Origin of the sequence: Streptomyces sp. NPDC059743, from assembly GCF_042732975.1 — a bacterium.
Classification (GTDB): Bacteria; Actinomycetota; Actinomycetes; order Streptomycetales; family Streptomycetaceae; genus Streptomyces.
In genome coordinates, this window is sequence record NZ_JBHWGS010000013.1 from 17176 (window position 1) to 38066 (window position 20891).

A 20891-nucleotide genomic window follows, 5' to 3' on the forward strand; every position below is an offset into this window, starting at 1 on the left:
TTCACATGAGGACCACAGTTTGGCTAGCGTGCTCGGTCAGGCACCCCGTACCACCGAAGGCGACCCGCGCCGAGCGGGCGACCTATGCCGAAATCGGACATTCCATAAGGAAGTTCGACGGAAGGAGATGCTGGCCTTGGCGTCGCATCGCAAGTCGCGCACCCGTAGCGGAGTACGCACCAACTCCCCCGCCGTCGGGCTCACGACGGCCGCCCTCGCTTCGGTCACGCTGCTCTCGGCGCAGAGCGCGAACGCCGCGCCCGCCGAGCCCAGGCCGTCCGTCGAAGAGGTGCAGAAGAAGGTCGACGATCTGTACCGCCAGGCCGGCGGCGCGACGCAGCAGTACAACAAGGCCAAGGAAGCCACGGAGAAGCAGAAGCGCGCGGTCGGCCGCGTGCTGGACGAGGTCGCCAAGCGCGCGGACAAGCTGAACGAGGCCCGCCGTACGCTGGGCAGCTTCGCGGCCGAGCAGTACCGCGAGGGCGGGCTCACCCAGACCGCCGCCCTGCTGTTCTCCGACAGCCCGCAGGCGTACTTCGAGCAGACACAGGTGATGGACCGGCTGGCGGACCGTCAGCGCGGTGTCCTGGCCGACTATCAGGCGCAGCAGGCCGCGGCGGCGAAGGAGCGGGCGGAGGCGGCGAAGAGTCTGGAGTCGCTCACCGCGTCACAGGCCTCGCTGCGGACCAGCAAGGAGAACGTACAGAAGAAGCTCGGCGCGGCCCGTGCGCTGCTGTCGCAGCTGACCGCGGCGGAGCAGGAGCGGCTGGCGGCGCTGGAGCGCAAGAAGGAAGAGGAGGCCCGCCGGAAGGCGGAGGCGAAGGCCAAGGAGGAGGCCCGCGCGAAAGCGGAGGCGGAGGCCGAGGCCGAGCGCACGCGCGAGCAGGAGCAGGCCGCCCAGCCGCCTGCGACCGGCACGGGCACGGATTCCGGGGCGGGAACGGGCTCCGGTACCGGCACCGGCACCGGCACCGGCACGGGATCCTCCGACAGCGGCTACGCCACCAAGGCCGCGAAGGTCCTCGCCTTCGCACGCGCGCAGATAGGCAAGCCGTACGTCTGGGGCGCGTCCGGGCCCAGTTCGTACGACTGCTCGGGCCTGACACAGGCCGCCTGGCGGGCAGCGGGCGTGGAACTGCCGCGCACCACCTGGGAACAGGTCAAGGTCGGCACACGCGTCGCGACAGGAGATCTGCTCCCCGGCGATCTGGTCTTCTTCTACGACGACATCAGCCATGTCGGCATCTACATAGGCGACGGCATGATGATCCACGCGCCCAAGCCGGGCGCGAATGTCCGCGAGGAGTCGATCTACTACATGCCGATCTACGGAAGCGTCCGCCCGGCCTGACCGGCACTCACACTCCAGTCATGCCTCAGGTCCAGAGTGTGGCGATGAAGATATTGGCCATCGTCAGACCGCCGACCGCGCTGAACAGGCCCTTCGGCGCCGTCTCCTCGTCCCGCTTCACATAGACGACGGCGAGGATCACGACGAGGATCGCGAGCTTGATGCCGATCTTGATGTTGTTCACGGGATTGTCGTCGGCCTGGTTCAGGCCGACCAGGGCGATGCCCGTGACCAGCATAGTCAGCGCTCCGTGCAGCATCGCGGGACCGAAGCGGGCCGTGCCGGTGCTCATCGACTTCATCTGGGTCAGAAAGCCGCCGAGCAGCGACGCTATGCCGATGATGTGCAGGGCGACGAAGACATTGATGAGTACGTCCATGACCGGAGCCTAACGGGGGCCATATCACCTCTCTCAGGTGAGGTACGGCTTTCTTTCCCTATCGGCCAGGTCGGACCGGAAGGGCACCGTTCCGCCGGGATCATCCTGATCACAAAGCGCTTCGGAACCTTCACCTCCAGCCAATAGCGGCCATGCCGACACCGAGCTGTGACCTTGCGCCATAGCGTCCCTCTCCAGGCGGCCGACTCGTACCGCCGGACCCGGACCGTACGTACCCGTACCGAAGGAAGTGGACGCCCTCGTGGCAGCGCACCGAAAACGCAAGCAGCGCCGGCTCACCGGCCCGACCGGCCGTACCGCCGCCACCCTCGCCCTCGCAGGCGCCGCGACCGCCACCGCCTCGGGCGCTCCCGCGCACGCGGAGCCCCGGCTCACCCCGGCCCAGGTCAAGGCGGAGGTCGAGGGCCTGTACGAGCAGGCCGAGGCCGCGACCGAGCGGTACAACGGCGCGAAGGAGAAGGCGGCGGAGGCACGGGCCTCGCTGACGGAGCTGCGTGACGAGGCCACCCGCAGAACGGACCGGCTCAACGCCTCACGCAACGCGCTCGGTTCGATCGCCACCGCGCAGTACCGCACGGGCGGTCTCGATCCCGCCGTACAGCTCGCCCTCAGCTCCAGGCCCGACGACTTCCTCGAACGCGCCGGGCTGGCCGAGCGCGCCGGAGCCCGTCAGGCCACCATGGTCGCCGGGATCCGCAAGGAACTCGCCGCGATCGCCCAGCTCCGCAGCCGGGCCGACGACCGGCTCGAAGAGCTCGGGGCCCGCCAGTCGGAGCTGGCCCGCCACAAGTCCGCCATCAAGGGAAAGCTCGACTCCGCCCAGCGGCTCCTGGACCGGCTGGCTCCGGCGCAGCGCGCCCTGTACGGCGAGAACGGCAGGGACGGCAGGGACGGCAGGGACGGCGAGAACAGCCAGAACGGGCTGTACGGTCCTGGCGAGACGGCCAGAAGCAGGGTGAGGGCGCCGGGCTCCCGCGCGGCGGCGGCCGTCGCCTTCGCGTACGGAGCGCTCGGCAAACCGTACGTCTGGGGCGCGACCGGGCCCGGTTCCTTCGACTGCTCGGGCCTGACACAGGCCGCCTGGCGCGCGGCGGGCGTATCCCTGCCCCGCACCACGTACACACAGATCAACGCGGGACAGCGCGTCACACGCGACCGGCTCGCACCGGGCGATCTCGTGTTCTTCTTCTCGGGCGTCAGCCATGTCGGGATCTATGTCGGCGGCGGGCAGATGATCCATGCGCCGCGGCCCGGCTCGGCGGTCCGGCTGGCGCCGATCGACCAGATGCCGTTCGCGGGCGCCACCCGGCCCGCGTAGACCGCCGCCCGGCCCGCGTCACCGGCCCGCGTCACCAGGACGGACCACCCTGGGTGCCGCGTCTCCTCCTTCGCGCCACGATGAGCAGCAGAACTGCCGTCGGCCGTGAAAGGGAAGCCGTGAGACGAGCCACCGCCGTCAGCGCGTCCGTCCTCACCGTCGGTGCGCTCTTCGTCCTGGCCCCGGTCGGTGTCACGCCCAAGGGCTGCGGCGACCTCTCCGGCGGCCGGCTCTGTATCGAGGGCCCGATCGGTGGTGCGGGCCGGTTCACCACGTGGTACGTCCAGCACGAGGACCGGCCCGGCACCGCCGTACGCCTCGGCTATCAGCGCAAGGACCACCGGATCGTCGCGTTCCCGGGCTGGTTCGGGACGCAGCACACCCGAGGCGGGCGCGCCGAGCTGGGCGGCACGCTCGACACCGCGCCGGGCGAGTGCGTACGCGGCCTGCTGGAGCACCGGGACAAGACATACGTCACCCAGTGGCGCTGCTCGTAGGCCGGTCCCGGAAACGGCGGCCGGCCCCGAGGCGGCGCCTCGTCAGACCAGCCTGCGCGCCGTCGCCCACCGCGTCAGCTCATGCCGGTTCGAGAGCTGAAGCTTCCTCAGGACCGCCGAGACATGCGACTCCACGGTCTTCACCGAGATGAAGAGCTGCTTGGCGATCTCCTTGTACGCGTATCCTCGCGCGATCAGCCGCAGCACCTCACGCTCCCGCTGGGTGAGCCGGTCCAGGTCCTCGTCCACCGGCGGCGCGTCCGTCGAAGCGAACGCGTCCAGCACGAAGCCGGCGAGCCGTGGCGAGAAGACCGCGTCGCCCTCCTGCACCCGGAAGATCGAGTCGACCAGATCGGTGCCGGTGATCGTCTTGGTGACATAGCCGCGGGCACCGCCTCTGATCACTCCGATAACATCCTCGGCGGCGTCGGAGACCGACAGCGCCAGGAAGCGCACCGGATTCTCGCCCGCGACCATCAGCGGCGCGCAGCGGCGCAGCACCTCCACACCGCCGCCGCCCGGCAGATGGACATCGAGCAGCACGACCTCGGGGCGGGTCGCCGTGATCACGGTGACCGCCTGGTCCACATCGGCCGCCTCACCGACGACCTCGACACCGGTCTGTTCGGTGCGGCCGATCTCCGCCTGTACTCCGGTACGGAACATCCGGTGGTCGTCGACGAGCACGACCCGTACACGGCGGCCGTCCCCGGCCGGGCCGCCGCCGCTGTCCGCCGGATTGCCCTTGGCCTGTACGCCCTCGCTCATGGTCTCTGCCCCTCGTCCTGGTCCTCGTCACCGCGCGGGCCACGGGTCATCCGTCCGCCCGCTCCATCTCCAGCTCGACCTCGGTGCCGCCGCCCGGCACCGAACACAGCCGCGCCGTCCCGCCGTTGCGCTGCATCCGGCCGATGATCGACTCCCGTACGCCCATACGGTCGGTCGGCACCGCGTCCAGGTCGAACCCGGGGCCGCGGTCCCGTACGGAGAGGAAGACCGTACGGCCCTCCACCTCCGCGAAGACCTGCACCGCGCCCCCATCGCCACCGTACTTGGCGGCGTTGACCATTGCCTCGCGCGCGGCCTGCATCTGTGCCGCCAGTTTCTCGTCGAGCGGGCAGTCGCCGACGACCACGACCTCGATCGGCACACCGTGGTAGTCCTCCACCTCGGCCGCCGTACGCTTCACCGCCTCGGCGAGGGTGGTGGGCTCGTCCTCCTCGTCCTTGCCGCGGCCCTCCGGCTTGTAGAGCCAGGCGCGCAGCTCGCGCTCCTGCGCGCGGGCGAGCCGGCGGACCTCGCCCGGCTCGTCGGCGTTGCGCTGGATCAGGGTGAGGGTGTGCAGCACGGAGTCATGGACATGCGCGGCGACCTCGGCGCGCTCCTGCGCGCGGATACGCATCAGGCGCTCCTCGGAGAGGTCCTGAGTCATCCGTACGAGCCAGGGCCCGGCGAGCAGCGCGACTCCGGCGACGACGGCGATGGCCCCGGTCAGTACGTTGCCGAACTGGGCCGCCGAGCCGCGCACCACCATGAAGACGGCGAGACCCAGACCGACCAGGGCGACTCCCGCGAGCGTGCGCGCGAGCTGGAAGAGCCTTCGGCGGCGGCCGACCTCGGTCCAGCGGGCACGGCGCGCGTTGTCCGCCTGACGCCAGACCAGAACGACGCCTGCGCCTATCAGCAGCAGCGGCCAGATATAGCGGTCGGCGTGGCTGCGGCCGAAGCTGACGTTGCCGATGAAGATGCCGGCGCCTATCACCAGCGCTATGAGCGCGAAGACCTGGCCCTTGTCCGGCTTGCGCAGCCGACGTCTGCCGTCGGGGCTGATCTCGAAGAGGGAGCGTGACTCGACGACCGTGCCGCCGACGCCGAGCGGGACGACGATCCAGAAGACGGCGTAGAGCAGCGCGCCGAGGCCCTGCGAGAAGAAGAGAGCGAGGAAGACGAGCCGCACCCAGACGACCGGCAGCCCGAGATGTCCGGCGAGACCGCGCGCCACACCGCCGAGGAGACGGCTGTCCGCGCTGCGGTACAGCTTGCGCGTCGGCGGCTCGTCCGGCACGGGAGCACGGGCGGCGGAGGGCGCGGTGGAGCGTGGCGGGGCGGCTGGCATGCCTTCGATGGTCACATGGCGGGATGCGGGAGGACATCAGGGTCGGACCCCTGATGCGACCCTGATGCCATATCGATCCCGGATCCCAAGGGCCGTCCGGTCCCGGATCCGCCTGGCTGCTGAGGGAACGGTCCTGCGAAGACGCGTCCCTCCGGAACGGCGCACGCGCAAACGTCCATGATCCCCGAAGCGGCCCGGGAGCCAATATCAGGGTGAGCCCAGGGTCGGCATGGCTGGAGGCGCGGGACACGGACCGTCACCATGGACATATGACCCAGCCGTCGGCCCCGTCGCCCATCGCACAGGCCGCCGCGCCGCCCGAGGCATCCGCTTCCGCGTCCGCCCCGGGCTCAGCGCCGCCGCCTCCCGCGTCCCCTCAGCTTCAGCGCAGCCCGCGCCAGAAGGTGTTCGCCGGTGTGTGCGGCGGGCTCGGGCGGTATTGCGACGTGGATCCGGTGATCTTCCGGATCGTCGTCGGAGTGCTCACGGTCACCGGCGGTATCGGGCTGATCTTCTACGGCTTCGCGTGGCTGCTGGTCCCGCTGGACGGCGCGGAGGAGAACGAGGCCCGCAGACTGCTGTCGGGACGGGTGGACGGAGCCTCGCTGATAGCCGTGCTGCTCGCGCTGATCGGCTGCGGGCTGTTCCTGTCCATGCTGGGCAATGACGGCACCCTCGGCTTCGCCGCCATGCTCTCGCTCGCCGTCGTGGGCTCCGCCGTGTGGTCGCAGCGCCGCCGCGCAGCCGCGCCCGACGGCGCGGCACTCGATCCGGCCACGGCGCAGGCAGTGGCGGAGGCACCTCCGGAGACGATGGCGCCGCCGATACCGGGCATCCACTCGTGGTGGCGTGACCCGATAGTCAAGGACGGCACCACGGGCCCGACCGTGGATGTCTATCTCTGGGGTCCCGAGGACGGCGAGGGCGGTGCGAACCGGTCGTGGCACCACCGCTCGGCCACCTCGCCGAGCCCGGCCCGTCCTCGGGGACCGCGCGGGATCGGCGGCAGCGTCCTGCTGCTCGCGCTGATAGCGGGCGGGCTCGGCACGGGCCTGTCCTGGGAGAGCCGGCCGTTCGGTACGAGCCTGGAGACAGGACTGGCCTGCGCGCTCGCGGTCTTCGGGATCGGTCTCGCGGTGAGCGCCTTCCTGGGCCGCACCGGTGTCGGCACGATCTTTCTGACCGTCGTCACGGCCGGGCTGCTCGCGGGTGCGTCGGCCGTCCCGAAGAACATCACCACGGAGTGGGGCCGTCAGCACTGGACACCTGCCTCGGTCGCCGTGGTGCAGCCGCGGTACGAGCTGGGCTCCGGCGTCGGCACACTCGACCTGTCCGGGCTCGCCGTGCCCAAGGGCCGCACCGTCAGTACGTCCGCCGAGGTGGGCGCCGGACAGCTCAAGGTCGTCGTACCGCAAGGAGTGACCGTGAAACTGCGTGCACAGGCAGGGCTCGGGGACATCCGGCTGCCAGGAGATCCGCCGAACGATGTGGACATAGCCCCGGACCAGTCCCGGCAGCGCACGCTGACACCGCGCGCGGGCGCCGGGCCGGCCGGCACGCTGGATCTGGAGCTCGAAGTCGGCCTCGGCCAGGTGGAGGTGACCCGTGCTGCGTCATGAGATCCGGCCCGGCCGGCTGGTCGCGGGACTGGCGGTGCTGGGCGCGGCGGTCGCGTACGCCGGTGATGCCGCGGGCTCCTGGCACACACCGTGGTACGCGGTGTTCCCGGTGGTCTTCGGTGGTCTCTTCCTGGCCTCCTTCGTGGCCGCCGCCGACTACCTCATACGCCGCCGCCGGTCGGCCAGGAGGGCGTCGAGGGAGAACACCGGGGCGCCGGCGAGCACCAGCGGCAGCCAGGCCATCAGATAGGCGAGGTCGTTGCCGTAGTAGTACGGATCGCTCTGCCAGCTCATGGTCAGCCACAGGCTCAGCGAGATGAGGGCGCCGCCGAACGCGGCGAGCCGGGCCAGCAGTCCGAAGAGCGTGCCCAGGCCGACGGCGAGTTCACCGATGGCGATGGCGTATCCGAATCCCGAAGGGCTCTTGAGCGCGAGATCGACCAGCGCGGGAATGGCCGAGCTGTCCCGGACCGCGCGCATCAGCTCGCCGACCGAGCCCGGGCCGGTCGCCGAGAAGAAACCACCCTGAGTCAGTTTGTCGATTCCCGCGTAGATGAAGGTGACGCCGAGGAAGATCCGCAACGGCAGCAACGCGAAGCGTGTGGCGTTCTCCCGCCAGCCGCGCCGCTCACCGCCGATCTGCCCATAGGTGTCCGTCCGGTAGCCATAGGTCATCGCCGGTCCGCCTCTCCCTGTCCCACACCGCTGCCACGGGAGCCAGTGCCCTCGTGTGCCCTTGCCCATGCATACGGATACGACTCGTCCGGCGCTCAGTGAACCAGCCGCCGGGCCTCAGGAATCGGCCATGTCTGTGAAGGGTTTGAACAACTGCGCGGGAGATACGTTCCGTTGCGGTCAGTCCATGACCTCGACGATCACGCGGTTGGTCTCCACGCCCGCCGCGGTCACGACCTGCACCTCCACGGAGCCCGGCTCCACATCGACCGGTACGGGCACGGTGAGACAGGTGTCGGACGGATTGGCGAAGCCGCCGGGCACCGGGATCAGCGGTACATGAACATGGACGGAGCCGATCCGCACGACCATGCGGGCCAGCCGGTCCGGAGTGCCCGCGCCGGGTGGTACGAAACCGGCGCCGCGGATCTCGATGTCGTCGCCGGTACGGATGGGCGCGTCCAGATCGCCCGCCTCCCTGGCCCGTACGACCGACAGGACGAGAGGCTTCCCGCCCTCCGCGTACTTGCCCGCGAAGTAGGTGGCGGCGGAGACGACGACCAGCAGGGCGAGCGCCCAGGGCAGATCGGGCAGTTGCTCGGGCCGCCTGGCGAGACGGACACCGGAGAAGAGAAGGGCCACGACATTGACGACCGCGTACTGCACATCGGTGAAGCTGCCGCGCCCGCCGTCGTCGCAGAGCAGATCGGCCAGCCGCGGCCGTTCGGCCCGTACCTTCTGGAGCCGCTGGGCCAGTACGCGTACGGCCACCACCCGGCGGACGATCACGGCGATACCGCAGACCACGGCCAGTACCGTCACCATGCCCGCGCCCCGGGCCAGTTCGAGCCCGGCGATCAGCTCGTCGCGCCGGCCGTGCCCGGAGGCGCCCGCGAGCTGGAGGGCGAGCACGAGCACGGAGAAGACGACGAGCAGCACCCAGGCGGAGGCGATGGTCCGTGAGGTCGACAGCCGGTTGTCCTCACCGATCAGCGGCGCGAGCAGTCCGCCACGGGCGCGGTGCAGCCGGGCCGCGACGGTGAGCAGTCCCGCGACGACGAGCGCGGCGACCAGCCCGGCCGTACGGGCGGCGCTCCAGCCGGCTCCGATCGCGGTCGCGGTCTGGGCCAGCGCGAGCGCCACGACGGCGCCCCAGACCACCAGCAGCGTATGGCGCCAGACGGAGTGCAGCCAGGCGTTGCCCGCCTCACGGCTGCGGTCGGCCACCGCGCGGGCGGACTGGGTGAGTTCGTCCGAAACCCACTGCCGGGAGGCTCCCGCGGAGTGCGCGACCGCGGCCGGCAGCCCTTGCCCGGCGGCCAGTTCGTCCCGCTTCTCCAGGAACGCGGCCACGGCCCGCCGATGCCCTTCGCGCGCTCCGTGCGGGCAGTCGCCGCACGTACAGCCCCCGCCGTGCGCGCCCTCTCTTGCCACTTGCACAGCCACGCCGAATGCCGCCTTCCCCGCCCCGCCCACGAACTTCCTTGCTACGCCTGGGAATTGTGCCGTACAGAGTGAGGTACGCGCGCAATCGGCCCGGTCGGTACGGGTGAGAACACGGTGACGATGTTGACTCCCGTCGACTCACCGACACCGGCTCACCGGCCCGGACGCGCGTCCGGCCGCTCCGGGCTCAGTCTCCTGCCGCGGTCACTCCCACTCGATGGTGCCCGGCGGCTTGCTCGTCACATCGAGGACCACGCGGTTCACATCCGCGACCTCGTTGGTGATCCGTGTGGAGATCCGGGCCAGCACGTCGTACGGCATCCGCGTCCAGTCCGCGGTCATCGCGTCCTCGGACGAGACGGGACGCAGCACGATCGGATGGCCGTAGGACCGTCCGTCGCCCTGGACGCCGACGGACCGTACATCCGCGAGCAGGACCACCGGGCACTGCCAGATGTCACGGTCGAGACCGGCCGCGGTCAGCTCCTCGCGGGCGATCGCGTCCGCCTCGCGCAGCAGGTCGAGACGCTCGCGCGTGACCTCGCCGACGATACGGATACCGAGCCCGGGGCCCGGGAAGGGCTGACGGTGGACGATCTCGTCCGGCAGGCCCAGCTCCTGGCCGACCATCCGGACCTCGTCCTTGAAGAGCTGCCGCAGCGGCTCGACAAGCTCGAACTCGATGTCGTCGGGAAGCCCGCCGACATTGTGGTGGGACTTGATGTTGGCGGTGCCGGTGCCGCCGCCCGACTCCACGACGTCCGGGTAGAGCGTGCCCTGCACAAGGAACGCGACGTCCTCGCCCTCCGCGCCCGCCTCGGCGACGATCTCGGCCTGGGCCTGCTCGAAGACCCGGATGAACTCCCGGCCGATGATCTTCCGCTTCTGCTCGGGATCGGAGACGCCGGCCAGCGCGGTGAGGAAGCGCTCCTGTGCGTCGACGACCTTGAGCTGTACGCCCGTGGCGGCGACGAAGTCCTTCTCGACCTGCTCGGTCTCGCCCTTGCGCATCAGACCGTGGTCGACATAGACGCAGGTGAGCTGGGAGCCGATGGCCCGCTGGACCAGCGCGGCGGCCACGGCCGAGTCCACGCCGCCCGACAGACCGCAGATGGCGCGCTTGGTGCCGACCCGCTCACGGACGAGGGCGATCTGCTCGTCCAGCACATTGGCGGTGGTCCAGGTCGGCTCGATACCGGCGCCACGGTAGAGGAAGTGCTCCAGGACCTGCTGGCCATAGGTGGAGTGCATCACCTCGGGATGGTGCTGGACTCCGTACAGCCTCTTCTCGTCGTTCTCGAAGGCCGCTACGGGCACGACATCCGTGGATGCGGTGACGGTGAAACCGGCGGGCGCGGCGGAGCAGGCGTCGCCGTGCGACATCCAGACCGCCTGCTCGGCCGGTGTGCCCTCGAAGAGCGTGGAGCCGGTCTTGGAGACATGCAGCGGAGTACGGCCGTACTCACGCGCGCCCGTGTTGTCGACGGTGCCGCCCAGCGCGGTCGCCATGAGCTGGAAGCCGTAACACATCCCGAAGACCGGGACGCCGGCCTCGAAGAGCGCGCTGTCGACGCTCGGAGCGTTCTCCGCGTAGACGGAGGACGGGCCGCCGGAGAGGATGACCGCCCTGGGCTTCTTCGCCAGCATCTCGGCCACGGGCATCGTGGACGGGACGATCTCGCTGTAGACACGGGCCTCGCGGACGCGTCGGGCGATGAGCTGGGCGTACTGCGCACCGAAGTCGACGACGAGGACGACATCGGGGGCGGCGGCGGTGGGCGCTGCTGGCACGGGGCGGCCTTCCGGCGGTGACTTGCGTGGGATCTGCTGGCTGTCTCGATTCTAACGGGGAGCGACGACGGGCCCGGGCCGCCGACGGCGGGGAGACCGGTCCGCCGATGGCGAGGGGCCCGGGCCGCCGATACGTCTCACCATCCGGTCACCGTCCGGGCCCGTTTTGACCCGGGCGGGGGCTCCGGGGCCATACTGGCCGCATGCGCGAGCAGCAGACCTTCGTCTTTACCTATGGCACCGGCCCGTCCGGCTGCCATGGTCGTGCTGCTTGAACTGACACGCGACTTCCCAGGCGCCCCGGGCCGACAAGGCCCGGGGCGTCTGTCGCGTTCGGGGCCTTACGACCTCCGGGACGCACCGCACTCCCGACAAGGACTCCGAGATGAACACCAGCTCCTCCGCCTCCTCTGTCTCCTCGACCACGTCAACCACCACCTCCAGCACCTCCAGCACCGGGACGGGCGCGCGTACGGAGCAGGCCGCCACGCTGATCGGCGGCGCGCGGGAACGGATCGACGCGCTGGACGACCGGATCATCGGTCTCGTCCAGGAACGGATGGCGGTCTCGGCCGCCATCCAGGACGCCCGGATCACTTCCGGAGGCCGGCGCGTCCATCTCTCCCGCGAGATGGAGATCCTCGGCCGCTACCGCGAGGCCCTCGGCAAGCCCGGCACGGCGCTGGCGATGACCTTGCTGGAGCTGGGCCGAGGCCGAATCTGAGCCATGGCCGTATCTGAGTTCGGGCACCGCTCTCACCCGTACGGCGCGTGACCGGGCCCGCGGAGGCTTCGTTGGACCAGGCGTCCGTGTCACCCAGGGGCGGGCTCGCAGAGATGGCAGAGAACCACACGTGGCCACCGCCGGGGCGTGCGACGTACCGCAGATACGTCGTGGGACCTCGTCCCGGCGTTCGTGACCGGTAAGCAGGGGACAGCAGCCCGGTCACCCAACGGCGGTCGGTTCCGGGGACGCCCGGACCGACCGCCCCGGCGAGACTCCCCGCTCCCCCGCTTCCCGCTCCCCCGCCCCCCGAAGCTCCCGCCGCGCGCGACGCGCGTCCACCAGGACACGTTCCCGAACGTGTGACGCAGGCCACTTAAAGATTCTGTGAAGTCGGCTGCAACCATCGCCCCATGTCATGGGTCTTGCTTGCGTAATGACCGGCCTCACCTATGACCCCAGATCTGGGAAGGCCCAACGACTCCGCACCGCGTCCGCGCGGTGCGCCGGACTTCGCTGAGGTCTTCATGAAACTTCGCCGCGCCATGGCCGTCGCAGCCGCGACCGCCGTCATCGCGCCAGCCGCGCTCTTCTCGGCGCCGGCCGCGTTCGCGAGCGGCAACGACACGGTCACCACCACGACCGAGTCGCCCTCCCCGAGCGCCTCCGAGACCACCACGTCTCCCGCTCCGGAGGAATCGGAGAGCAGCAGCACGCCCGCCACTCCGCCGACCGCCGAGAGCGGTACGCCGTCGAGCCCGGCCGCCTCGGAGGAGGACCTCGCGCCGGCTTCCTCGCCGCCCGCGACCGGGACCAGCACTACGCCGGCTCCCGGCACCGGCCCGAGCGACGAGCCGAGCGAGGGCCCGGTGGGCTGCCTGGACGCGAACGGCGAGGTCATCTTCAGCAAGGACCTTCAGACCGACGTCAGCGGGCTGCCCGAGAAGATCGTCGCGGGCAGCGGCTTCCACGCCCTCAAGCTCAACGTCACGAACAAGAGCGACGAGGACTTCAAGCGCGTCGACTTCGGCGCCTTCGCGAGTCAGCTCGTGGACGAGGAGACGGGCGAGGAGACCGGCCAGTATCTGACGCTCCAGTTCAAGGACCCCGAGTCGGGCGTGTGGGAGGACATCTCCCTCGACCAGGAAGACGAGAACTACGGCTACATCGGCTACACCGAGGTCAAGGCCAAGCAGTCGTACACCATCGATCTGCGGCTGAGCGTGGCCAAGGCGGCCCCGGCCGGGCTCGGTGTCGTCTTCAGCATCGGTCTGTACTCGGACGGCGAAGGCAACTGCGTCATCGAGGACAGCGACACCTTCTACGAGTTCGAGATCCTCGGCGCCGGTACGGACCCGGGCAAGCCCAACGAGGCCGAGCCGCAGGAAGGCGGCAAGAAGCCGCTCCCGAAGCCCACGGGTGACAACGAGATCAAGCCGCAGGGCAGCCTGGCCGAGACCGGCTCGTCCTCGATGGTGCCCGTCATCGGTATGGCCGGCGGTATCGCGATCGTCGCCGGTGCCGGTGTGGTGTTCGCGCTGAGGCGCCGCCAGGGCAGCGCCGCCGCGTAATCCGCGTACGGCCCGCATACACGCCAGAGGCGCTGCACTCGGAGGGGGGTGCAGCGCCTCTGGCGTGTCCGTCCACGGTGTCCACGGCCGACGAGGGCGTCCACGGCCGAGGACCTCGCGGTACGGCTCAGGTCTGCTTCGGCGGGACCGTCGGTATGCCCAGGAACGGCAGTCTCAGCGCGCCGAACGCCTCCGCCGGAACCGCTGGCGAAACCGGCTCGACCGGGACCGGACGGATGTACGCCGTGCCCGTGCCCTGTTCGGGACGGGGATCCGGCTCGCCCTTGTTCGGCCAGAAGGACATCGCGCGCTCGGCCTGGGCCGTGATCGTCAGGGACGGATTCACGCCCAAATTCGCCGAGACCGCCGAGCCGTCCACCACCGAGATACCGGGATGTCCGTACAGCCGGTGGTACGGATCGATCACGCCCTCCTGCGCCGACGCGCCGATGACACAGCCGCCCAGGAAGTGCGCGGTCAGCGGTGTTCCCATCAGTTCGCCGACATTGCTGCCCGCGAAGCCGTTGATCTCCTCGGCGATGAGCGTCGCGGCCCGAGTCGCCTCCGGTATCTGCTTCGGATTGGGCGCGCCATGTCCCTGGCGCGCGGTGAGCAGGCCCTTTCCCGGTCCGCCCGGTCTGCGGTACGTCGTCAGCGAGTTGTCCAGCGACTGCATGACCAGACCGATGACGGTCCGCTCCGACCAGCGGCGGTTCGAGAACGAACGGAGCAGCCGCAGCGGATGCCTGGCGGCGTTCCCGAGCCAGGCCCGTATCCGCCGGTCGCTCAGCGGGACCTGGAGGATGGAGAGCGCGCCCATCGCGTTGGAGCCCTTGCCGTAACGCACCGGCTCGATATGCGTCGAAGCGTTCGGATGGATCGAGGACGTGATGGCGACGCCCTGGGTGAAGTCGGCCCTGGCCGCACCGTGCCGCGCACGGTAACGCCGGTTGTCGGTCTGCGCGCCCACCAGCGCCTCGGAGTTGGTACGGGTCAGCTCGCCCAACCGCGCGGAGACGCGTGGCAGCAGGCCCTGGTCCTTCATCGTGTGCAGCAAGGTCTGGGTGCCGTAGGTACCGGCCGCGATCACAACCTGGCGGGCGCGCAGGGTCCGCGTACGGTCGTTCCGTCGGCCGTACCGTCGGCCCTTCCGACGGCCGCCGCTGCGGCGCGCGTCCGTGGGGACGGTGGTGACGCGGTGGCCGCCCGCCGGATCCTCCTCCACCGCGATCACCGAGGTCATCGGGTGGATGACGGCTCCGGCCCGCTCCGCGAGATACAGATAGTTCTCGTTGAGAGTGTTCTTCGCGCCCTGCCGGCAGCCTGTCATGCACTCGCCGCATTCGGTGCAGGCCTTGCGCGAAGGGCCGGCGCCGCCGAAGTACGGATCGTCCACGGCCGCGCCCGGCTCGGCCTTCGCCGTACCGTCGGCGTCCTCGCCGTCCCCGAAGAAGACACCGACCGGCGCCGGATGGAAGCTGCCGCCGACGCCCATCGCCTCGGCCGCCGCCTTGAGATGGACGTCCGAGGGAGTCATGGTCGGATTGAGCCGTACGCCGAGCATCCGCCGGGCCTGGTCGTAGTACGGCCTCAGCTCCTGCTCCCAGTCGGTGATGGCGGCCCACTGCGGATCCTCGAAGAACGCGGCGGGCGGTACGTACAGCGTGTTGGCGTAGTTGAGCGAGCCGCCGCCGACGCCGGCGCCCGCCAGCACCATCACATTGCCGAGCAGATGGACCCGCTGGATACCGTAGAGCCCGAGGGCCGGGGCCCAGAGGTAGTTCCCGATGTCCCAGGAGTTCTTCGGGAGGCTCTCGCGGGTGAAGCGGCGGCCCGCCTCCAGGACACCGACGCGGTATCCCTTCTCGGACAGCCGCAGCGCGGCGACCGAGCCGCCGAAACCGGAGCCGACCACGATCACGTCGTAGTCGTAGTCTGGCCCGTCGTCGTACTCGGGCCCGTCGTCGTCCTGCTCGTACTCGGCGTTGTTCTGGGCAGGTGGCACTGGCACTCCTCGTCGAGAACTACCGCAGCCCAAGCGCCTTCATGGCCCGCAGACTGCGGCTCATGAAGGCCGCGTACTTCTCGTCGTCCATCCCGAAGGACGGAGCCATGGGCAGGATCCGCTGCTGTGCGACGGTCTGGGCCTCGGTGTACTTGAGGATGCCCTCGGCGCCGTGCCGCCGCCCGAGCCCGGAGTCCTTCATTCCGCCCATCGGCGCCCGCACACTGCCGTACGCCGACGCGTATCCCTCGTTGATGTTGACCGTGCCGGTCCGCAGCCGCGCCGCCACCGCGCGTCCGCGTCCCGCGTCCTTCGTCCATACGCTGGCGTTGAGGCCGTACGGCGTGGCATTGGCGAGCCGGATCGCCTCGTCCTCGTCGCCGAACCGGTAGACGGACACGACCGGGCCGAACGTCTCCTCCGTACACACCGCCATCGGCGCCTCGACGCCTTCGAGGATGGTCGGCTCGTAGAAGAGCGGGCCGATGTCGGGACGCGCGACACCGCCCGCGACGACCGTGGCGCCCTTGGCCACGGCCTCCTCGACATGGCGGGTGACCGTGGCGAGCTGGCGCTCGCTCACCAGGGAGCCCATGTCCGCGCCGTAGGCGAGCGCGTTGCCGAGCCGCATCGCCTTCGTACGGGCGGCGAACCGCGCGACAAACGCGTCGGCCAGCGACTCGTGCACATACAGCCGCTCGATGGAGATGCAGAGCTGGCCCGCGGAGGAGAAACAGGCGCGCACCGCGCCCGCCGCGGCCTTCTCCACATCCGCGTCCTCCAGGACCAGCATGGCGTTCTTGCCGCCCAGTTCGAGCGAGACACCGACGAGACGGTCCGCCGCGCCTCTGGCGACCTCACGGCCGGTACGGGTGGAGCCGGTGAAGGAGACATAGTCGGCATGCCTGACGACCTCGGGACCGACGACCGGGCCCTCACCGAGCACCACCTGGAAGACCTCGGCGGGCAGTCCGGCCTCGATCAGCAGATCGCGGGCCCAGAGCGCGGTGAGCGCGGTCCCGGTGTCGGGCTTCATCACCACGGCGTTGCCGGCGACGAAAGCGGGCAGGGCATCGCCGACGGACAGCTCGAAGGGATAGTTCCAGGGCGCGATCTGGCCGACGACACCGCGCGGCTGGCGCAGTTCGATGACCTTGGTGAGGACCGGTACGGCGCCGATGTGGCGCTTCGGCCGCAGATACGACCGTGCCGCGCGCCCGTAGTGGCGGGCGGCGACGGCGACGGCCTGGACCTCCTCATGGGCGTGCAGCCGCGCCTTGCCGGTTTCGAGCTGGATCAGATCGAGCACCTCGGCCTGGCGCTCCAGTACGAGATCGTGGAAGCGGAGCAGTACGGCGGCGCGCCGACGTACCGGGAGTGCGGCCCAGCCGGGCTGGGCGGAACGGGCCCGTTCGAAGACGGTCGCCACGTCCTCGGGAGTCGACTCGGGCAGGTCCGCCAGCTTCTCGCCGGTGAAGGGCGTGCGGTTGGCGGTACGGCCGGAACCGACGACACCGTGTGTGAGCTGGGCGACCACCTCGGGCGTGACCACGTCGGCCGCGGTGCGCACACCGGCCGGGACGGCGGCCACTGGATTGGTGCCGACGTCAGCAGGGGAAGCGGCGCCGGGTCCGGGAGTGCCTGCGGAGGCCTGCGAGTCCGTCATGAGGCCGAGAGTAGGCCGCGTGCGAGGCTTTGGGTACCCACCGGTAACACCTTTTCACCGGGCGCTCACCGATCTGCACCGCACCTACGGCAGGGCCCTGTCCACGGCGCACAGCCCTACGACTGCCCGATGTCGAGATGGTCGACAACGTTCGCGTACAGCTCCTCGCCGTCCTTCACCGCCGCGCCCTCCGCGGGCATGGCCACGCGCAGCCGCAGATAGATGTTGCTCTCGCCGGGAATGACGAGTTCGTGCCAGCGGTAGCGGATCGGATCGTCGTCCGAATCGCCGTATGCCGTGAAGTCGACGACCGTCTCGAAGCCTTCCTTGCCCTGGTGGACGATGTCCTTGTTGGTGACCTCGGCGTCCTTGATCTCCGTGCCGTTCGATCCACCGCGCTCGTAGTACGCCTTCCAGACGCTCGGCCTCGGCGCCAGGATGTCCTCGTCGTCCGGCTGCTGCTGGACGCGCTCCGCGTAGATGGAGAAGACACCGCTGGGATCCCGGTAGGTGACGCCGGTTCCACTGGTGTCCTGGGTGCGCTTGTACTCGTCCGGGACGCCGACCTTGGCGGCTAGGATCTCGTTCTCCGGACGGATTCCCCAGCCCTCGGGCAGCTTGCCGCCGCCGAACGGATCGGCCAGGATCAGAAACAGCGCGAGCGCCACGGCGAGCACTCCGCCGCCGAGCCCGTACCGCGCCGCGCGGCTGCCGTACAGCACCGGCGGCACCCACGCGGCGGCGCCCGTCTGCCTCCGCACACCACCGGGTCCACCACCCGCGCCCGCGCCACCGTAGAGCTGTGTCGCGGCGAACGAAGGCTGCGGCGGCCGTGCCACCGACTCCAGGACCGCCCGTATCTCCGCCGCGTCCGGCCGCGCGGCCGGATCCTTGCACAGAAGCTGCATCACCAGCGTGCCGAAGGCGCCGGATCCCCGGGCGGGCATCTGCGGTTCGGCGGAGAGTACGGCCTGGAGCGTGGCGGGAACGTTGGAGCGGCGGTACGGAGACACGCCCTCGACCGCCGCGTACAGCACGACTCCGAGCGACCACAGGTCCGACTCGGGTCCCGGCCGCTGTCCCAGGACCCGCTCGGGCGCGATGAATTCGGGCGAGCCGACGAACGAGCCGGTCTCGGTCAGCCCTTGCTCGCCCTCGATCTGGGCGATGCCGAAGTCGCTCAGCACGACACGCTCACCACGGCCCAGCAGAACATTGTCCGGCTTGACGTCGCGGTGCAGCACGCCCTGCTCATGGGCCGCCGTGAGGCCGTCGAGTACGGCGAGTCCGATACGGGCGGCCTCGCGCGGATCGAGCGTGCCCTCCTGAAGCCGGTCGGCGAGCGACTGACCGCGCACCAGCTCCATCACGATCCACGGCTTGGCGTCCTCGATCACCACATCGTGCATGGTGACCACCGAGGGATGGTCGATCTTGGCGGCGGAACGCGCTTCCCGTTGCATCCGCAGATAAACGCGGTCCCGGTCGCGATCGCTCAAGTGGTCGGGAACGCGCGGCTCCTTGACCGCCACATCCCGGTCCACGACCTCGTCGTGCGCCAGCCAGACCGTACCCATACCGCCGTGGCCGAGCCGGGAGACCAGCCGATAACGCCCGCCGAGCAGCCGCCCGACGGCCGGATCGCCAACCGGGCCGCCCGCCGCACCACCCGCCACGCCGCCAACCGGTGCGGTCTGCGGTGGCGCGGACTGTGACGGCGCGCCCTGCGGCGGAACCTCAGCCCGTGCCGCATTCGGTGGCTGAAGTACATAACTGGTCGGCTCGTCCACCCGTCCCCCGTCGTTGGTCATGCGCACATCCTTACGAAGAGTGGTTGCGGTCGCCACCGTGAAAGCCGAGCGGATGCAGAGCCGTGACAGTGGAAGTGAACGCCGAAGTGAATGTGACAGCGGGCGTGGTGAGTTGTCGGCGTACGAGGTCAGCGCACGGGAGTGGGCACAGGCGTGCGCGCCGGGACGGGTACGAAGGAGTCGAGCGCGGTGTCGAAGTGCGCCCGCGCCGTGTCGAGTCCGTCCAGCGGGGCCGAGACCCAGACGTCGTACATCCGGCCGTCCTGGTCCCAGCAGAGGTCGAAGGTGTGGCGCTCGCCCTCCTTCCGTGAGAAGCCGTTCCAGGTGAACTCCCAGAGTGCCGCCGGGAATCCATTGTGCGTGGTGGGTGTGACACTGCCGTCGTGGTACCCGGGATTGGTGTCCGCGCCGCCGGCGTCCGCCAGCCGCATGGCTCCGACCGGACCTGCCGGGATCGCGCCCTGGACGCGGATGCCGATCCGGAACGCGCCGTCGGGCGACATGTAGAAGACGCGTTTGTCGTCGTGGGAGCGGCTGAATCCGTCGGGAACGGCGAGAGTGAAGCCCATCGGGTCGTTGACGAGGTGATAGCCGGGAGGAGCGGGCGCCGCCGAGGCCGTGGGCGTCCGTCCGGTACTCGCCGGAGGTGTGGTGCCGGGCGCGGGCCCGGAGCCGACGCCGGCATCGCCGTCGTCGGGCGCGTCGGTGTCAGTGGCGTCGGTGTCGGTGGCGGCATGGGACGTACGGCTCGGGCGGCCGTCCGTACGGTCGCCTTCGCCCGTACCGTTCCGGAGCAGGACCACGGACAGGGCGCCCGCGCCGACGAGCACGGCGACCACCGCGCACGCGACGAGTACGGTACGGCGGCTGCGGCGGCCGACGGAGTCCGCGGGAGCGGGCTCCGGCGCGGGCGAGGCCGGTGACGGAAGCGACGGACGCGGTAAGGACTGGTCGGGCGCTACGGGCAAAGGTGCCACGGACAAGGGCGGCACGGGCAAAGGCGGTACGGGCGCTCCCGTGGTCACGTACTCGCGCAGCAGCCGTTCCGCGCCCGCCGCGTCGAGCCTGTTCGCCGGATCGCGCTCCAGCAGCCCTCGTACGACGGGCAGCAGCGGCCCGGCCGCGGCGGGCGGCCGGATCTCGGCCTGCACCACCGCATGCAGCACTCCGGCCAACGAGTCGCGGTGGAAGGGCGATTCACCGCTCAGCATCGCGCACAGCAGCGCGCCGAGCGACCAGAGATCCGATGCCGGACCGGCCACATCGCCGTCCAGTACCCGCTCGGGAGCGGTGTACTCGGGCGAGCCCACGAACGAACCCGGATCGGTGATTGTCGTGGCGCCCACCAGCCGCGCGATCCCGAAGTCCGTCAGCACGACCCGTCCGGTGCCCTCCTCCAGCAGCACATTGGCGGGCTTGAGATCGCGGTGCAGCACCCCGAGCTCATGCGCGGCGCGCAGCGCGCCCAGCAGCGCGAGCCCGATCCGCGCCGCCTCGGGCGGGTCGACCGGGCCCTGGCCGGCCAGCCGGTCGGCGAGCGAACCGCCTTCGACCAGCTCCATGACGATGTACGGTCGGCCGTCCTCCTCCACGACATCGTGCACGACGACCACATGAGGATGTTTGACCCGGGCGACGGCACGCGCCTCGCGCAGCGTCGCGATGCCCTCGCCGTCGTGTGCCGCGTGGAGTTCCTTCACCGCGACGCGTCGGCCGAGGAGGTCGTCGTCGGCCCGCCATACGGTGCCCATGCCACCGCGCCCGAGCCTGGTGCCGAGCCGGTAACGCCCGGCGATCAGCCGCGCGTCCTGGGACGGAGGCGGAGACGGGGATGGGGATGGGGATGGGGACGAGGTTGGGGACGGAGATTGCTGACTCTCCGAAGGCGGCGTGCCGTCCGG

Annotated in this window: 16 protein-coding genes; 6 read left to right on the forward strand and 10 right to left on the reverse strand. The window is 70.4% G+C overall.

The annotated features are described in order from the left end of the window. Positions 1-127 precede the first annotated feature (127 nt). Positions 128-1351, forward strand: coding sequence for an NlpC/P60 family protein (locus ACFV6H_RS23045; protein WP_385545125.1), 1224 nt, complete (start codon positions 128-130; stop codon positions 1349-1351). A gap of 25 nt (positions 1352-1376) precedes the next feature. On the opposite strand, the gene ACFV6H_RS23050 is transcribed toward ACFV6H_RS23045, so the two are convergent. Further along, a complete protein-coding gene (locus ACFV6H_RS23050; protein WP_385545128.1) occupies positions 1377-1730 on the reverse strand; it encodes a hypothetical protein in 354 nt (117 codons plus the stop codon). A 262-nt stretch (positions 1731-1992) separates the two neighbouring features. On the opposite strand from ACFV6H_RS23050, the gene ACFV6H_RS23055 reads away from it, so the two are divergent. Both ACFV6H_RS23055 and ACFV6H_RS23060 read left to right on the forward strand, forming a co-directional pair. Further along, complete coding sequence (locus ACFV6H_RS23055) at positions 1993-3069, forward strand: NlpC/P60 family protein (RefSeq protein ID WP_385545132.1); 1077 nt, start codon at positions 1993-1995, stop codon at positions 3067-3069. 119 nt (positions 3070-3188) lie between these two features. After that, positions 3189-3566, forward strand: a complete 378-nt coding sequence (locus ACFV6H_RS23060) for a hypothetical protein (RefSeq protein WP_384986759.1) — start codon at positions 3189-3191, stop codon at positions 3564-3566. Between the two features lie 42 nt (positions 3567-3608). Here ACFV6H_RS23060 and ACFV6H_RS23065 read toward each other — a convergent pair whose 3' ends face one another. Beyond that, positions 3609-4334 carry a response regulator transcription factor gene (locus ACFV6H_RS23065; protein ID WP_093601043.1) on the reverse strand — a complete coding sequence of 242 codons (726 nt, stop codon included), beginning with the start codon at positions 4332-4334 and terminating at the stop codon, positions 3609-3611. Positions 4335-4380: 46 nt separating this feature from the next. Then, a complete protein-coding gene (locus tag ACFV6H_RS23070) occupies positions 4381-5682 on the reverse strand; it encodes a PspC domain-containing protein (RefSeq protein WP_385545136.1) in 1302 nt (433 codons plus the stop codon). A gap of 269 nt (positions 5683-5951) precedes the next feature. Here ACFV6H_RS23070 and ACFV6H_RS23075 point away from each other — a divergent pair, with 269 nt between their 5' ends. After that, the gene (locus ACFV6H_RS23075) at positions 5952-7301 is read left to right on the forward strand and encodes a PspC domain-containing protein (protein WP_385545139.1); all 1350 of its coding nucleotides are present in this window, start codon (positions 5952-5954) and stop codon (positions 7299-7301) included. Between the two features lie 156 nt (positions 7302-7457). On the opposite strand, the gene ACFV6H_RS23080 is transcribed toward ACFV6H_RS23075, so the two are convergent. The 3 genes from ACFV6H_RS23080 to guaA all read right to left on the reverse strand — a co-directional run bounded on the left by ACFV6H_RS23080 (position 7458) and on the right by guaA (position 11213). Next, on the reverse strand, positions 7458-7976 hold the full coding sequence (locus ACFV6H_RS23080; protein WP_385545142.1) for a DoxX family protein: 519 nt from the start codon (positions 7974-7976) through the stop codon (positions 7458-7460). 180 nt (positions 7977-8156) lie between these two features. Further along, positions 8157-9422, reverse strand: a complete 1266-nt coding sequence (locus ACFV6H_RS23085) for a hypothetical protein (protein ID WP_385545145.1) — start codon at positions 9420-9422, stop codon at positions 8157-8159. A 204-nt stretch (positions 9423-9626) separates the two neighbouring features. Further along, positions 9627-11213: a glutamine-hydrolyzing GMP synthase gene (guaA, locus tag ACFV6H_RS23090; RefSeq protein ID WP_093601033.1), complete on the reverse strand. Its 1587-nt coding sequence runs from the start codon at positions 11211-11213 to the stop codon at positions 9627-9629. Between the two features lie 385 nt (positions 11214-11598). Between guaA and ACFV6H_RS23095 the strand changes: the two genes are divergently transcribed. Together ACFV6H_RS23095 and ACFV6H_RS23100 are read left to right on the forward strand one after the other, a co-directional pair. Further along, entirely contained in the window at positions 11599-11937 is a 339-nt protein-coding gene (locus ACFV6H_RS23095) for a chorismate mutase (protein WP_385545149.1), read from the forward strand. Between the two features lie 527 nt (positions 11938-12464). Further along, positions 12465-13508: an LAETG motif-containing sortase-dependent surface protein gene (locus tag ACFV6H_RS23100; protein ID WP_385545152.1), complete on the forward strand. Its 1044-nt coding sequence runs from the start codon at positions 12465-12467 to the stop codon at positions 13506-13508. A gap of 127 nt (positions 13509-13635) precedes the next feature. On the opposite strand, the gene ACFV6H_RS23105 is transcribed toward ACFV6H_RS23100, so the two are convergent. The 4 genes from ACFV6H_RS23105 to ACFV6H_RS23120 all read right to left on the reverse strand — a co-directional run bounded on the left by ACFV6H_RS23105 (position 13636) and on the right by ACFV6H_RS23120 (position 20789). Then, positions 13636-15513: a GMC oxidoreductase gene (locus ACFV6H_RS23105; RefSeq protein WP_385545155.1), complete on the reverse strand. Its 1878-nt coding sequence runs from the start codon at positions 15511-15513 to the stop codon at positions 13636-13638. Between the two features lie 19 nt (positions 15514-15532). Then, the gene (locus tag ACFV6H_RS23110; protein ID WP_385545158.1) at positions 15533-17179 is read right to left on the reverse strand and encodes a succinic semialdehyde dehydrogenase; all 1647 of its coding nucleotides are present in this window, start codon (positions 17177-17179) and stop codon (positions 15533-15535) included. A gap of 116 nt (positions 17180-17295) precedes the next feature. After that, positions 17296-18990 (reverse strand): serine/threonine-protein kinase, encoded by a 1695-nt coding sequence (locus ACFV6H_RS23115; protein ID WP_385545161.1) that lies wholly within the window; start codon positions 18988-18990, stop codon positions 17296-17298. A gap of 128 nt (positions 18991-19118) precedes the next feature. Next, entirely contained in the window at positions 19119-20789 is a 1671-nt protein-coding gene (locus tag ACFV6H_RS23120; RefSeq protein ID WP_385545612.1) for a protein kinase, read from the reverse strand. Positions 20790-20891: the final 102 nt, after the last annotated feature.